General features: G+C 63.4%; 24 protein-coding genes. All 24 read left to right on the top strand.

Annotated elements, in window-relative coordinates; translation table 11 throughout:
- Positions 1-864, top strand: an 864-nt coding sequence (locus tag LX81_RS18280; RefSeq protein WP_111538744.1) for an elongation factor Tu, incomplete at its 5' end; no start/stop codon positions are given.
- A gap of 124 nt (positions 865-988) precedes the next feature.
- Positions 989-1,309 (top strand): 30S ribosomal protein S10, encoded by a 321-nt coding sequence (rpsJ, locus tag LX81_RS18275; RefSeq protein ID WP_111538741.1) that lies wholly within the window; start codon positions 989-991, stop codon positions 1,307-1,309.
- 3 nt (positions 1,310-1,312) lie between these two features.
- Positions 1,313-2,191 carry a 50S ribosomal protein L3 gene (rplC, locus tag LX81_RS18270; RefSeq protein ID WP_111538740.1) on the top strand — a complete coding sequence of 293 codons (879 nt, stop codon included), beginning with the start codon at positions 1,313-1,315 and terminating at the stop codon, positions 2,189-2,191.
- Positions 2,181-2,801 carry a 50S ribosomal protein L4 gene (gene rplD, locus LX81_RS18265; protein WP_111538739.1) on the top strand — a complete coding sequence of 207 codons (621 nt, stop codon included), beginning with the start codon at positions 2,181-2,183 and terminating at the stop codon, positions 2,799-2,801. The genes rplC and rplD overlap by 11 nt, the downstream gene beginning before the upstream one ends.
- Complete coding sequence (locus tag LX81_RS18260; protein ID WP_111538738.1) at positions 2,798-3,091, top strand: 50S ribosomal protein L23; 294 nt, start codon at positions 2,798-2,800, stop codon at positions 3,089-3,091. The genes rplD and LX81_RS18260 overlap by 4 nt, the downstream gene beginning before the upstream one ends.
- Positions 3,092-3,291: 200 nt before the next feature.
- Complete coding sequence (gene rplB, locus LX81_RS18255; RefSeq protein ID WP_111538737.1) at positions 3,292-4,134, top strand: 50S ribosomal protein L2; 843 nt, start codon at positions 3,292-3,294, stop codon at positions 4,132-4,134.
- A 3-nt stretch (positions 4,135-4,137) separates the two neighbouring features.
- Entirely contained in the window at positions 4,138-4,416 is a 279-nt protein-coding gene (rpsS, locus tag LX81_RS18250) for a 30S ribosomal protein S19 (RefSeq protein WP_111538736.1), read from the top strand.
- Positions 4,413-4,793, top strand: coding sequence for a 50S ribosomal protein L22 (rplV, locus tag LX81_RS18245; protein ID WP_111538735.1), 381 nt, complete (start codon positions 4,413-4,415; stop codon positions 4,791-4,793). Before rpsS ends, rplV begins: the two co-directional genes overlap by 4 nt.
- Positions 4,793-5,497, top strand: a complete 705-nt coding sequence (rpsC, locus tag LX81_RS18240; protein WP_111538734.1) for a 30S ribosomal protein S3 — start codon at positions 4,793-4,795, stop codon at positions 5,495-5,497. Before rplV ends, rpsC begins: the two co-directional genes overlap by 1 nt.
- 14 nt (positions 5,498-5,511) lie before the next feature.
- A complete protein-coding gene (rplP, locus tag LX81_RS18235; RefSeq protein WP_111538733.1) occupies positions 5,512-5,925 on the top strand; it encodes a 50S ribosomal protein L16 in 414 nt (137 codons plus the stop codon).
- 308 nt (positions 5,926-6,233) lie between these two features.
- Entirely contained in the window at positions 6,234-6,452 is a 219-nt protein-coding gene (rpmC, locus tag LX81_RS18230; protein WP_111538732.1) for a 50S ribosomal protein L29, read from the top strand.
- Positions 6,453-6,455: 3 nt separating this feature from the next.
- The gene (gene rpsQ / locus LX81_RS18225) at positions 6,456-6,785 is read left to right on the top strand and encodes a 30S ribosomal protein S17 (RefSeq protein WP_111538731.1); all 330 of its coding nucleotides are present in this window, start codon (positions 6,456-6,458) and stop codon (positions 6,783-6,785) included.
- Positions 6,786-6,881: 96 nt separating this feature from the next.
- Entirely contained in the window at positions 6,882-7,250 is a 369-nt protein-coding gene (gene rplN, locus LX81_RS18220; RefSeq protein ID WP_111538730.1) for a 50S ribosomal protein L14, read from the top strand.
- Positions 7,250-7,555, top strand: coding sequence for a 50S ribosomal protein L24 (gene rplX, locus LX81_RS18215; protein WP_111538729.1), 306 nt, complete (start codon positions 7,250-7,252; stop codon positions 7,553-7,555). Before rplN ends, rplX begins: the two co-directional genes overlap by 1 nt.
- Positions 7,555-8,118, top strand: a complete 564-nt coding sequence (gene rplE, locus LX81_RS18210; protein ID WP_111538728.1) for a 50S ribosomal protein L5 — start codon at positions 7,555-7,557, stop codon at positions 8,116-8,118. Before rplX ends, rplE begins: the two co-directional genes overlap by 1 nt.
- Positions 8,119-8,131: 13 nt before the next feature.
- Positions 8,132-8,437, top strand: a complete 306-nt coding sequence (gene rpsN, locus LX81_RS18205; RefSeq protein ID WP_111538727.1) for a 30S ribosomal protein S14 — start codon at positions 8,132-8,134, stop codon at positions 8,435-8,437.
- Between the two features lie 13 nt (positions 8,438-8,450).
- Positions 8,451-8,843 carry a 30S ribosomal protein S8 gene (rpsH, locus tag LX81_RS18200; RefSeq protein ID WP_111538726.1) on the top strand — a complete coding sequence of 131 codons (393 nt, stop codon included), beginning with the start codon at positions 8,451-8,453 and terminating at the stop codon, positions 8,841-8,843.
- 13 nt (positions 8,844-8,856) lie between these two features.
- Positions 8,857-9,390, top strand: coding sequence for a 50S ribosomal protein L6 (gene rplF / locus LX81_RS18195; RefSeq protein WP_111538725.1), 534 nt, complete (start codon positions 8,857-8,859; stop codon positions 9,388-9,390).
- A gap of 13 nt (positions 9,391-9,403) precedes the next feature.
- A complete protein-coding gene (gene rplR / locus LX81_RS18190; RefSeq protein ID WP_111538724.1) occupies positions 9,404-9,763 on the top strand; it encodes a 50S ribosomal protein L18 in 360 nt (119 codons plus the stop codon).
- A gap of 110 nt (positions 9,764-9,873) precedes the next feature.
- Positions 9,874-10,452 carry a 30S ribosomal protein S5 gene (rpsE, locus tag LX81_RS18185; RefSeq protein ID WP_111538723.1) on the top strand — a complete coding sequence of 193 codons (579 nt, stop codon included), beginning with the start codon at positions 9,874-9,876 and terminating at the stop codon, positions 10,450-10,452.
- 3 nt (positions 10,453-10,455) lie between these two features.
- A complete protein-coding gene (rpmD, locus tag LX81_RS18180) occupies positions 10,456-10,641 on the top strand; it encodes a 50S ribosomal protein L30 (RefSeq protein ID WP_111538722.1) in 186 nt (61 codons plus the stop codon).
- Between the two features lie 139 nt (positions 10,642-10,780).
- Entirely contained in the window at positions 10,781-11,251 is a 471-nt protein-coding gene (rplO, locus tag LX81_RS18175) for a 50S ribosomal protein L15 (protein ID WP_111538721.1), read from the top strand.
- A gap of 137 nt (positions 11,252-11,388) precedes the next feature.
- Positions 11,389-12,768: a preprotein translocase subunit SecY gene (gene secY, locus LX81_RS18170; protein WP_111538720.1), complete on the top strand. Its 1,380-nt coding sequence runs from the start codon at positions 11,389-11,391 to the stop codon at positions 12,766-12,768.
- Positions 12,765-13,412 carry an adenylate kinase gene (locus tag LX81_RS18165; RefSeq protein WP_111538719.1) on the top strand — a complete coding sequence of 216 codons (648 nt, stop codon included), beginning with the start codon at positions 12,765-12,767 and terminating at the stop codon, positions 13,410-13,412. Before secY ends, LX81_RS18165 begins: the two co-directional genes overlap by 4 nt.
- The last annotated feature ends 149 nt before the right edge of the window (positions 13,413-13,561 follow it).

The raw sequence follows: 13,561 nt of genomic DNA, 5'->3' as shown, positions 1-13,561 counted from the left end.
GACGGCCCGATGCCGCAGACGCGCGAGCACATCCTCCTGGGCCGCCAGGTCGGTATCCCGACGATGGTCGTCTACATGAACAAGGTCGACCAGGTCGACGACGAGGAGCTTCTGGAGCTCGTCGAGATGGAGATCCGCGAGCTTCTCACCTCCTACGAATATCCCGGCGATGACATCCCGGTGATCCCGGGTTCGGCGCTCGCCGCGATGAACGGGGAGAACCCGGAGATCGGTGAGGAGAGCATCCGCAAGCTGATGGCGGCGGTGGACGAGTGGATCCCGACGCCGGAGCGGGCGGTGGATCAGCCGTTCCTGATGCCGGTCGAGGACGTGTTCTCGATCTCCGGCCGCGGCACGGTGGTGACGGGGCGCGTGGAGCGCGGCGTGATCAACGTCGGCGACGAGATCGAGATCGTGGGCATCCGCGACACGCGCAAGACGACCTGCACGGGCGTCGAGATGTTCCGCAAGCTGCTCGATCGCGGCGAGGCGGGCGACAACATCGGCGCGCTCCTGCGTGGTATCGACCGCGACGGCGTGCAGCGGGGCCAAGTGCTCTGCAAGCCCGGCTCGGTGAAGCCGCACACGAAGTTCGAGGCGGAGGCCTACATCCTGACGAAGGAAGAGGGTGGTCGTCACACGCCGTTCTTCGCGAACTACCGTCCGCAATTCTACTTCCGCACGACGGACGTGACCGGGACGGTGCAGCTTGCCGAGGGCACCGAGATGGTGATGCCGGGCGACAACGTGTCGTTCGGGGTCGAGCTGATCGCACCGATCGCAATGGAGGAGAAGCTGCGCTTCGCCATCCGCGAGGGCGGCCGCACCGTGGGCGCGGGCGTGGTGTCGAAGATCCTCGAGTGATCTGACCCACCCCGCAAGGCCCCGGGTCCGGCCCGGGGCTCACGAAAGATAAAAAAGGTCCGATGTGGGGTGGGGGCGATCCCCTTTCCACCTCTCGACTGGAACCCGCAAGGGAAAGAGAAAAATGGCAGCCAGCCAGAATATTCGTATTCGCCTTAAGGCGTTCGACTATCGCGTGCTCGACACGTCGACCAAGGAGATCGTCTCGACCGCGAAGCGCACCGGCGCCTCCGTGCGCGGGCCGATTCCGATGCCCAACAAGATCGAGAAGTTCACCGTCCTGCGTGGGCCCCACGTGGACAAGAAGTCCCGCGACCAGTTCGAAATCCGCACCCACAAGCGGATGCTCGACATCGTCGATCCGACCCCGCAGACCGTGGACGCGCTGATGAAGCTCGACCTCGCCGCGGGCGTCGCCGTCGACATCAAGGTGATGGGAGGCTGATTCATGCTACGCTCTGGCGTCATCGCGAAGAAAGTGGGCATGACCCGCATCTTCCAGGAGGACGGACGGCAGATCCCCGTCACCGTCCTGCAACTCGACAAGCTTCAAGTCGTCGCGCAGCGCACGCCCGATGCCCACGGTTATGCCGCGGTGCAACTCGGCGCGGGCACGGCGAAGGCAAAGCGCGTCTCCAAGGCGATGCGCGGTCATTTCGCCATCGCTAAGGTTGAGCCGAAGCGCAAGATCGCGGAGTTCCGCGTCGCCCCCGAAAACCTCATCGAGGTGGGTGAGGAGATTACCGCGAACCACTACTTCGCGGGTCAGTATGTCGACGTGAGCGGCACCTCGATCGGCAAGGGCTTCGCCGGTGCCATGAAGCGGCACAATTTCGGCGGCCTGCGCGCGTCCCACGGCGTCTCGATCTCGCATCGCTCGCACGGCTCCACGGGTCAGTGTCAGGACCCCGGCAAGGTCTTCAAAGGCAAGAAGATGGCCGGCCACATGGGTGCCGCCCGCGTGACCACGCAGAACCTGCAGGTCGTGCAGACCGACGCGACGCGCGGCCTGATCCTCGTCAAGGGCGCAGTTCCGGGCTCCAAGGGCGGATGGGTCACGATCAAGGATGCGGTCAAGAAGCCGGTCCCGGACGGTGTGATCTACCCGGCCGCGCTCAGGTCGGCGGCCGAGGAAGCCGAGCGGGCGGCGGCGCAGGCCGCCGAGGAAGCCGCTGCCGCCGAGGCCGCTGAGGCCGAACGCCTGGCCGCCGAGCAGGCAGCCCAGGAAGCCGAGGCGCTGAAGGAAGCCGAGGCGGAGATCGCGTCGGAGAAGTCGGATGACGACAACTCGGACGCCAAGCCGGAGGGAGACGACAATGCAAGCTGACGTCCTGAAGCTCGACGGCGGCACCAGCGGACAGGTCGACCTCGACGAGGCGATCTTCGGGCTCGAGCCGCGTGCCGATATCCTGCATCGCGTGGTGCGCTGGCAGCGCAACAATGCGCAGCAGGGCACCCATAAGGTGAAGACCCGGTCGGAAACCTCCTACTCGACGAAAAAGATCTATCGCCAGAAGGGAACCGGTGGTGCACGCCACGGTGACCGGAACGCGCCGATCTTCCGCAAGGGTGGGATCTACAAGGGCCCCGTTCCGCGCAGCCACGGCCATGATCTGACGAAGAAGTTCCGCAAGCTCGGTCTGAAGCATGCGCTGAGTTCCAAGGCGGCGACGGGCAATCTCATCGTGCTTGAGGCCGCGGAACTCGCTGAGGCGAAGACGAAGACCCTCGCGAAGCATCTCAAGGACCTGGGCTGGAAGCGGGCGCTGGTCATCGATGGCACCGAGGTGAATGCGAACTTCGCGCGCGCCGCGGCCAATATCGACGGGATCGACGTGCTGCCTTCGATGGGCGCGAATGTCTACGACATCCTCAAGCGCGATACGCTGGTCATCACGAAAGCCGGTCTCGAAGCCCTGGAGGCACGACTGAAATGAGCAAGATCGAGAATTACGACGTGATCCGTAAGCCGATCATCACGGAGAAGGCGACGATGGCGTCAGAGCACGGCGCCGTGGTTTTCGAAGTGGCGATGGATGCGGCCAAGCCGCAGATCAAAGCGGCCGTGGAGGATCTCTTCAATGTCAAGGTGAAGGCGGTCAACACGTCGATCACGAAGGGCAAGGCCAAGCGGTTCCGCGGCCGGCCGGGTCGCCGGCGTGACGTCAAGAAGGCCTACGTGATGCTTGAGGAAGGCAACACGATCGACGTCTCGACGGGCCTCTGAGTCCGTCCGGGATACCCGGGGCTTGACCCTGGGCCTATCCGGTGAAAGAAGCCCGTCTCCCCGATCGGGGAGACAATGGTGGAGGCGGAGCGCCGATCACCTTAAGAGATTGGGTCGAAAGACCCGCGACACGGGGACCTCCGGGGCCCTTTAACATCGGATCCATGGGGATCCGCTATAGCTAACGGAAGACAGAAAGCATGGCACTCAAGTCGTACAAGCCGACGACGCCGGGCCAGCGCGGGCTGGTGCTGATCGACCGTTCGGAGCTGTGGAAAGGCCGTCCGGTCAAGTCCCTCACCGAGGGTTTGACCAAGCATGGTGGCCGGAACAACGCCGGACGAATCACGATGCGCCGCCGCGGTGGCGGGGCGAAGCGTCTTTACCGGATCGTAGATTTCCGCCGTACAAAGCACGATATGGAAGCGGTCGTGGCGCGGATCGAATACGACCCGAACCGCACCGCGTTCATCGCGCTCATCCAGTATACGGACGGCGAGCAACGCTACATCCTCGCGCCCCAGCGCATGGCGATCGGCGACAAGATCGTCTCCGGTCAGCGGGTCGATGTGAAGCCCGGCAACGCGATGCCGTTCTCCGGCATGCCGATCGGCACGATCATCCACAACATCGAGTTGAAGCCCGGCAAGGGCGGCCAGATCGCGCGGGCGGCGGGCACGTATGCCCAGTTCGTGGGTCGCGATGGCGGCTACGCGCAGATCCGCCTCTCCTCCGGTGAGCTTCGTCTCGTCCGGCAGGAATGCATGGCGACCGTCGGTGCGGTTTCGAACCCGGACAACTCGAACCAGAACCTGGGCAAGGCGGGACGCAATCGGCATTACGGCAAGCGGCCGTCGGTCCGAGGCGTCGTGATGAACCCGGTCGATCACCCGCATGGCGGCGGCGAGGGCCGTACCTCTGGTGGACGCCACCCGGTCACGCCCTGGGGAAAGCCCACCAAAGGCGCCCGCACCCGTAACACGAACAAGGCGTCGCAGAAGCTCATCGTGCGCTCGCGCCACGCCCGCAAGAAAGGACGCTGACCCATGGCGCGTTCCGTCTGGAAAGGCCCTTTTGTCGACGCCTACGTCCTCAAGAAGGCCGAAAAGTCCCGTGAGAGCGGTCGCAACGAGGTCATCAAGATCTGGTCGCGCCGTTCGACCATCCTGCCCCAGTTCGTGGGCCTCACCTTCGGCGTCTACAATGGCAAGAAACATATCCCGGTGAATGTCAGCGAGGAGATGATCGGCCAGAAATTCGGTGAGTACTCGCCGACGCGGACCTATTACGGTCACGCCGCCGACAAGAAGGCGAAGCGCAAATGAGCAAGGAAAAGAACCCCCGTCGCGTTGCCGAAAACGAGGCGATGGCCAAGCTTCGCATGCTGCGCACGAGCCCGCAGAAGCTCAATCTCGTCGCCGGCCTCATCCGCGGCAAGAAGGTGGAGAAGGCGCTTGCCGATCTCACCTTCTCGAAGAAGCGGATCTCGGACGATGTCCGAAAGTGCCTGCAATCGGCGATCGCCAACGCCGAGAACAACCACAATCTCGACGTGGACGAACTCGTCGTCGCGGAAGCGTATGTGGGCAAGAACATGGTGATGAAGCGTGGACGCCCGCGGGCGCGCGGTCGCTTCGGCCGGATCGTCAAGCCGTTTTCGGAACTCACCATCAAGGTCCGCCAGGTCGAGGAGCAAGCCTAATGGGTAACAAGGTCAATCCCGTCGGAATGCGCCTCCAGGTCAACCGGACCTGGGACAGCCGCTGGTATGCCGACACGAAGGAATACGGCGATCTCCTGCTGGAGGACGTCCGGATCCGCGAGTTCATCAAGGAAGAGTGCAAGCAGGCCGGCATTTCCCGCGTGATCATCGAGCGTCCGCACAAGAAGTGCCGGGTGACGATCCACACGGCCCGGCCGGGCGTCATCATCGGCAAGAAGGGCGCGGATATCGAAACGCTGCGCCGCAAGCTCTCGTCGATGACCGACAGCGAGTTGCACCTCAACGTCGTGGAAGTTCGCAAGCCGGAACTCGACGCCGCACTGGTCGGCGAAAGCATCGCGCAACAGCTCGAGCGTCGTGTGTCGTTCCGCCGTGCCATGAAGCGGTCGGTGCAGAACGCGATGCGCATGGGCGCGCTCGGTATCCGGGTGAACCTCGCGGGTCGTCTCGGCGGCGCCGAGATCGCACGGACGGAATGGTATCGGGAGGGGCGCGTGCCGCTGCACACGCTCCGGGCCGATATCGACTTTGCCCGTGTGGAGGCCAAGACCGCCTACGGGATCATCGGCATCCAGGTCTGGATCTTCAAAGGCGAGATCCTGGAGCACGATCCGGGTGCGCGCGATCGGCGGGCGCAGGAATTGCAGGATGGTCCGACGCCTCGCGGCGCCGGCCGCCGCTAAGGAGGTCCTGAAAGATGCTGCAACCAAAGCGCACCAAGTTCCGCAAGATGCACAAGGGCCGGATCCACGGCGAGGCGAAGGGTGGGTCCGACCTGAACTTCGGCACGTTCGGCCTGAAGGCGGTCGAGCCTGAACGGATCACCGCGCGCCAGATCGAGGCCGCTCGTCGGGCGATGACGCGTCACATGAAGCGTCAGGGCCGCGTATGGATCCGGATCTTCCCCGATACGCCGGTCACGTCGAAGCCCACCGAGGTCCGGATGGGCAAGGGCAAGGGCTCGGTCGATTTCTGGGCCGCGAAGGTCAAGCCCGGGCGCGTGATGTTCGAACTCGATGGTGTGGCAGAGCCTATCGCCCGTGAGGCCCTTCGCCTTGCCGCGATGAAGCTTCCGATCAAGACCCGCACGGTCGTCCGCGAGGATTGGTAGCTCGATCCCACCGCCGTATGACGAACAGGGCCCCCGGAACGCAATCCGGGGGCCCTTTGCTTTTTCGTACGGCTAGAGGTGGTTGGGACGCGGGGTCATATGGCCCGCGTGTAGCCTGACCTCCGGGGCAGATCACACGCGACTTTTGGGAAATCAAAGAGCGTTGCCCCGAATTGGCCGGTGATCGACCCGAAACCGGGTTGCCATCGGAGGTCTAGGCCCATATACCGCGCGCTCATCCATCTCCACCGGGAATCAGGGTGACCCGTTTCGGGGCCTTCCGGTGATGTTGACAAAGGAGGTGTGCGATGCACGCCAGCGAATTGCGAGACAAGACACCGGATCAGCTGCGTGATCAGCTCGTCCAGTTGAAGAAGGAGGCTTTCAACCTCCGCTTCCAGCAGGCCACTAGCCAGCTCGAGAACACGGCGCGGATGCGCTCCGTGCGTCGCGACGTGGCCCGGGTGAAGACCATCCTGAACCAGAAGGCGGCCGATGCCGCTAAGACCGACAGCACGGAGGCCTGATCCATGCCCAAACGCATTCTCCAAGGCACCGTCACCGGCAACCAGAACGCGCAAACGGTCACCGTCTCCGTCGAGCGTCGCTTCACGCATCCGGTTCTCAAGAAGACGATCCGGAAGTCGAAGAAGTATCGCGCCCACGACGAGACCAATACCATCAATATCGGCGACGTCGTGCGCATCCAGGAATGCGCCCCGCGGTCCAAGACGAAGCGCTGGGAAGTCATGACGCCCGAGATGATCGAAGAGGATCGCCGCTCCCGTGAGGAGCACGCGAAGCTTCAGCAAGTCGAGGACGAGCAGCGCCACCAAGAGCACGAGGCGGCGCGCCACTGAGCCGTCCCTAGTACGACCCCTCCGCACGATGCGGAGGGGGCATATCGAAACCCTGGGGATACGGCGTGAGGCCCCCCAAAGGTCGGGAGACAACCAATGATCCAGATGCAGACCAATCTGGATGTCGCTGACAATTCCGGTGCTCGCCGGGTTCAGTGCATCAAGGTTCTCGGCGGTTCGAAGCGGAAATACGCCTCCGTGGGCGACATCATTATGGTGTCGGTCAAGGAAGCGATCCCGCGCGGCCGTGTGAAGAAGGGCGACGTCCGCAAGGCCGTCGTCGTGCGCACCGCCAAGGAAGTGCGGCGCGAGGACGGCACCGCGATTCGGTTTGACCGGAACGCCGCCGTCATCCTCAACAACAACAACGAGCCGGTTGGCACGCGGATCTTTGGCCCGGTCGTGCGGGAACTCCGCGCGAAGAGCTTCATGAAGATCATCTCGCTGGCTCCGGAGGTGCTCTGATGGCCGCGAAACTCAAGAAGGGCGACAAGGTCGTCGTGCTCTCCGGCAAGGACAAGGGCAAGCAGGGCGAGATCCAGCAGGTTCTCCCGTCGCGCGGCAAGGCCGTTGTCGAGGGGCTGAACATCGCCATCCGTCACGCCAAGCAGAGCCAGACGAGCCAGGGCGGTCGTCTGCCCCAGCCGATGCCGATTCACCTGTCGAACCTCGCCATCGTCGATGCGAACGGCAAGCCAACCCGCGTCGGCTTCCGCGAGGTGGACGGCAAGAAGGTCCGCTTCGCCAAGACCACGGGAGACGTGATCTGATGCTCGACACGACGAACTACACGCCACGCCTCGAGATCCTTTACCGCGACACGATCCGTGCCGCGATGAAGGAAGAGTTCGGCTACAAGAACGACATGATGATCCCGCGGCTCGACAAGGTCGTGCTGAACATCGGGGCTGGTTCGGAAGCCGTGCGCGATTCCAAGAAGGCGAAATCGGCACAGGAAGATCTGACCGCGATCGCCGGTCAGAAGGCCGTTGTCACGAAGGCCAAGAAGTCGATCGCCGGCTTCCGTGTCCGCGAGGACATGCCGCTCGGCGCCAAGGTCACGCTCCGCGGCGACCGGATGTACGAATTCCTCGACCGGCTGATCACCATCGCGCTGCCCCGCGTCCGCGACTTCCGCGGCATCAACGGCAAGTCGTTCGATGGGCGCGGCAATTACGCCATGGGCATCCGCGAGCATATCGTGTTCCCCGAGATCAACTTCGACAAGGTCGACGAGGTCTGGGGCATGGATATCGTGATCTGCACAACGGCGTCTGACGACGCCCAAGCCAAAGCGCTGTTGAAGCATTTCAACATGCCGTTCAACAGCTGAGGGGATAGAACTCATGGCTAAGAAAGCAATGATCGAGCGCGAGAAGAAGCGCCAGAAACTCGTCGACCAGTACGCGGCCAAGCGTGCCGAACTGAAGGGCATCGCCCGTGACGAATCGAAGCCCATGGAAGAGCGGTTCAAGGCGCAGCTGAAACTCGCCAAGCTACCGCGGAATTCCTCGGAGACGCGGCTGCACAATCGCTGCCAGCTGACCGGGCGTCCGCATGGCTATTACCGCAAGCTGAAGATGAGCCGGATCGCGCTTCGGGACCTCGGTTCCGATGGGCAGATCCCCGGTCTCGTCAAGTCGAGCTGGTAAGGAGGGTTAGATAATGAACGATCCTCTCGGCGATATGCTGACCCGTATCCGCAACGCGCAGATGCGAGGCAAGTCCACCGTCATCACGCCGGCCTCCAAGCTTCGTGCCTGGGTTCTCGACGTGCTTGCGGACGAGGGCTACATCCGTGGCTACGAGAACACGACCGGCAAGGATGGCCATCCCGCCATCGAGATCAGCCTGAAGTACTACGAGGGCACGCCGGTCATTCGCGAGCTGAAGCGCGTCTCGACGCCGGGCCGTCGCGTCTACATGAGCGTTCGGGATTTGCCGTCGGTCCGTCAGGGCCTCGGCGTCTCCATCGTCTCGACGCCCCGCGGCGTGATGTCGGACGCGTCCGCGCGTACCGCCAACGTCGGCGGCGAAGTGCTCTGCACCGTATTCTAGAGGAGGGTATCCAATGTCTCGTATCGGAAAACGTCCCGTCGAGCTGCCCTCCGGCGTCGAGGCCACGATCTCCGGCCAGACGATCGAGGTGAAGGGGCCGAAGGGTACCCGCAGCTTCACCGCCACGGACGACGTCACGATCGCGCAGGAAGACAATGCGATCCGTATCACGCCTCGCGGCAAGTCCAAGCGCGCCCGCCAGCAATGGGGCATGTCCCGCACGATGGTCGCGAACCTCGTGCAGGGGGTGACCACCGGCTTCCGCAAGAACCTGGAAATCCAGGGTGTGGGCTACCGCGCGCAGATGCAGGGCGACGTCCTGAAGCTGAACCTAGGGCTCAGCCACGATGTGGACTTCGCGGTGCCGGCTGGCGTCACGGTCACGGCGCCCAAGCAGACCGAGATCACCGTCGAGGGTATCGACGAGCAGGTCGTCGGGCAGGTGGCTTCCAACATTCGCGACTGGCGGCGGCCGGAGCCCTACAAGGGCAAGGGCATCCGCTACAAGGGCGAGTTCATCTTCCGCAAGGAAGGCAAGAAGAAATAAGGACGCATAGGTCATGGCTAACAGTAAACGGGATCTGTTCCTGAAGCGCCGCCTGCGCGTCCGGAACAAGCTCCGCAAGGTGAATGCGGGCCGCGTGCGGCTCTCCGTCCACCGGTCGAGCAAAAATATCAGCGTGCAGCTGATCGACGATGTCAAGGGCATCACGCTCGCCTCCGCCTCCTCGCTGGAGAAGGATCTGGGGATCGTCGGCAAGAACAACGTCGAGGCCGCCGCCAAGGTCGGCCAGATGATCGCCGAACGGGCGAAGAAGGCGGGCGTGGAAGAAGCGTATTTCGACCGCGGCGGCTTTCTCTACCACGGCAAGGTGAAAGCGCTCGCCGACGCGGCGCGCGAAGCAGGGCTTCGGCTCTGAACTTTGGAAGGCGCCCCGATCAAGGGGCGCCTCGATGATCCGGGCTGCGTGAGGCGGCACCAAGGATCGGTGAGACGGCCCTCGATCGGGGCGCGCAGAAGGAGCCAGGGATGGCAAGAGACGATAATCGCGGCGGACGCCGTAATCAGCGGGACGAGACGCCCGAATTCGCCGATCGCCTGGTTGCGATCAACCGTGTTTCGAAGACCGTCAAGGGCGGCAAGCGCTTCGGCTTCGCGGCACTCGTGATCGTGGGTGACCAGCGCGGCCGCGTGGGCTTCGGCAAGGGCAAGGCCAAGGAAGTCCCCGAGGCGATCCGGAAGGCCGGCGAGGCTGCCAAGCGCAACATGATCCGCGTGCCGCTTCGCGATGGGCGCACGCTTCATCACGATACACATGGCCGGCATGGTGCGGGCAAGGTGTTCATGCGGACCGCGCCGCAAGGTACCGGCATCATCGCAGGTGGTCCGATGCGCGCCGTTTTCGAGATGCTGGGCGTGCAGGATGTGGTCGCGAAATCGATTGGTTCGCAGAACCCCTACAACATGATCCGCGCGACGCTTGCCGGGCTGCAAGGCGAGGCGAGCCCGCGCTCAGTCGCGCAACGCCGCGGCAAGAAGGTCGCCGACATCCTTCCGAAGCGGGATGACGCAACCCATTCGTCCGACCAAGTCGCCGAGGAGGCCTGATCCATGGCAACGATCGTCGTCAAGCAGGTGGGTTCCCCCATCCGACGTCCGAAGGTTCAGCGTGAGACGCTGAAGGGTTTGGGCCTGAACAAGATGCATCGTACGCGCGAACTGGAGGACACGCCCTCCATTCGTGGCATGGTGAACGCAATCCCGCATCTGGTGCGGATCGTCGAGGAAAAGGGCTGAGCAAGCCTTTCAAGACTTGGGGCCGCAAGATGGTTGCGGCCCGCCTTACTGAATAACTGATTGTCCGAAATATCGGACGAACACGCCGTGTCCGCCCCGTTTCGCTCGTGGGGTGTGTCCGGCAAGATGGAGAGCGAAGATGAAACTGAACGAACTGAGAGACAACGAAGGCGCCGCAAAGAAGCGGATGCGCGTTGGCCGTGGCCCGGGATCGGGTAAAGGCAAGACCGCCGGTCGCGGCATCAAGGGCCAGAAATCGCGGTCGGGTGTGGCGATCAAGGGCTACGAGGGCGGTCAGATGCCGCTCTACCAGCGCCTGCCCAAGCGCGGCTTCAACAATATCAGCCGCAAGGATTACGCCGTCGTCAACCTGGGCCTGATCCAGAAGTTCATCGACGCCGGCAAGCTCGGCGAAGAGATCACCGAGACCGAACTCGTCGATTCGGGTCTGATCCGTCGTAAGCGCGACGGCATCCGCGTGCTTTCGAAGGGCGAAATCACCTCCAAGGTCACGATCAGTGTGACCGGGGCCTCCAAAGCGGCGATCGAAGCCGTTGAGAAGGCGGGTGGAACGCTTACGGTTACGAAGCAGGCGCAAGCGGCCGAGTAGGCGCCGGGCCTGACCGGCCCCAGAGGGGAGGTTGCGGGCGGCGCAACCGCCGTCTACACCCACCCACAGGTTTTCCTGACGCCGCGCGAGCCCCGGATACCGGTTCGCGCGGCGTCCCTCATTAAGAGAGACCTCACATGGCATCAGCCGCCGAACAGATGGCCGCGAACATGAGCTGGGGGGCCTTCGGCAAGGCCACAGAGCTTCGTTCGCGCATCCTCTTCACCCTCGCGCTGCTCTGCGTCTACCGCCTTGGCACCTACATCCCGGTTCCCGGGATCGACGGCGCGGAGCTGCGCGCCTTCATGGACCAGGCGGCGACGGGGATCGGCGGCATCCTGAACATGTTCACCGGCGGCGCGATCTCCCGAATGGGGATCTTCGCACTCGGCATCATGCCCTATATCTCGGCCTCCATCATCGTGCAGCTCATGACTGCGATGGTTCCGCAGCTCGAGCAGCTGAAGAAGGAAGGCGAGCAGGGCCGGAAAAAGATCAATCAGTATACCCGTTATGGGACCGTGTTCCTCGCGACGTTTCAGGCCTACGGCTTGGCGGTCAGCCTCGAGGCGGGTGGGCTCGTCACCGATCCGGGCTGGTTCTTCCGTACCGCCTGCGTCATCACGCTCGTCGGCGGCACGATGTTCCTCATGTGGCTCGGCGAGCAGATCACCCAGCGCGGCATCGGCAACGGCATCTCGCTCATCATCTTTGTGGGCATCATCGCCGAAGTCCCGGCGGCGCTCGCGCAGTTCTTTGCCTCGGGCCGTTCGGGCGCGACCAGCCCTGCCGTCATCATCGGCATCATCCTGATGGTCATCGCCGTGATCGCCTTTGTGGTGTTCATGGAGCGGTCGTTGCGTAAGATCCATATCCAGTATCCGCGCCGCCAGGTCGGCATGAAGGTCTATGACGGCGGGTCCTCGCACCTGCCCATCAAGGTGAACCCCGCGGGCGTCATCCCCGCGATTTTCGCCTCCTCGCTCCTTCTGTTGCCGACGACGCTCGCGACCTTTTCGGGAGGACAGTCGGGCCCCGTCATGTCGACGATCCTGGCCTATTTCGGGCCGGGGCAGCCGCTCTATCTGCTGTTCTTCGGCGGCATGATCGTCTTCTTCACGTACTTCTACACCGCCAACGTCGCGTTCAAATCGGAAGATGTGGCGGAGAACCTCAAGAACCAGTCCGGCTTCATCCCCGGCGTACGGCCCGGCAAACGAACCGAGGAGTACCTCGATTATGTCGTTGCACGCATTCTGGTGCTCGGTTCCGCATATCTCGCGGCTGTCTGTCTTCTGCCCGAGATCGTGCGCGCGCAGTTCGCCGTGCCCTTCTATTTCGGCGGGACGTCCGTTCTGATCGTGGTCTCGGTGACGATGGATACGATCCAGCAGGTCCAGAGCCACATGCTCGCCCATCAATACGAGGGGCTGATCGAGAAATCGCAGTTGCGCGGCAAGAAGCGCGGCGGCAAGGGAAGCAAAGCAGGTACGGCCAGGGGGAGGGCGCGGCGTTGAACATCATACTTCTGGGACCGCCCGGAGCGGGCAAGGGCACACAGGCCCGCCGGCTCGTCGAGGCACGCGACATGATCCAGCTTTCGACCGGCGACATGCTGCGGCAAGCGCGTGAAGCGGACACTGAGATGGGGCATCGCGTCGCGGAGGTCATGGATCGCGGCGAACTCGTGACCGATGACATCGTGATTGGGTTGATCGAAGAGCGTCTCGAGACCGACCGCAAAGGCGGGCTGATCTTCGACGGTTTTCCGCGCACCCTGGGTCAGGCCGATGCGCTCGGGGAATTGCTCGAACGTCACGGGGAGACCCTCGATGCGGTGATCGAGATGAAGGTCGAGGATGACGCGTTGGTAAAGCGCATCTCCGCCCGCGCGACCTGCGCCAATTGCGGCGCGGTCTACAACGACGTGACGAAGCCGATCCCCGAGGATGGCAAGTGCGCCGAATGCGGTGGAACTGAGTTCAGCCGTCGTGCCGACGACAATGCAGAGAGTCTCAAGCAGCGCCTCCTCGAATATTACAAGAAGACGTCACCGCTTCTTGGATATTATTACGCGAAGGGGCGTCTGCGCTGCGTCGACGGATTGGCGGAGATCGACACCGTGGGTGAGGAGATCGGGAAGGTTCTGAACGGCGGGTAGGATCGGGCCGACGATCGCGCCTCATCCATTCCGAACGGCACCTTCAGCGGGGGCGATATGGATCCGGTGGCGTCCTTCTCTCTGGTCATTGGGCTCATCGGTTTCGGTATCGGTGGCGTCATCGTCGTTGCCGTGCTGATCCTTCGTCG

Origin of the sequence: Palleronia aestuarii (assembly GCF_003253995.1) — a bacterium.
GTDB lineage: Bacteria > Pseudomonadota > Alphaproteobacteria > Rhodobacterales > Rhodobacteraceae > Palleronia > Palleronia aestuarii.
This window is presented reverse-complemented; position numbering and strand designations above follow the sequence as displayed.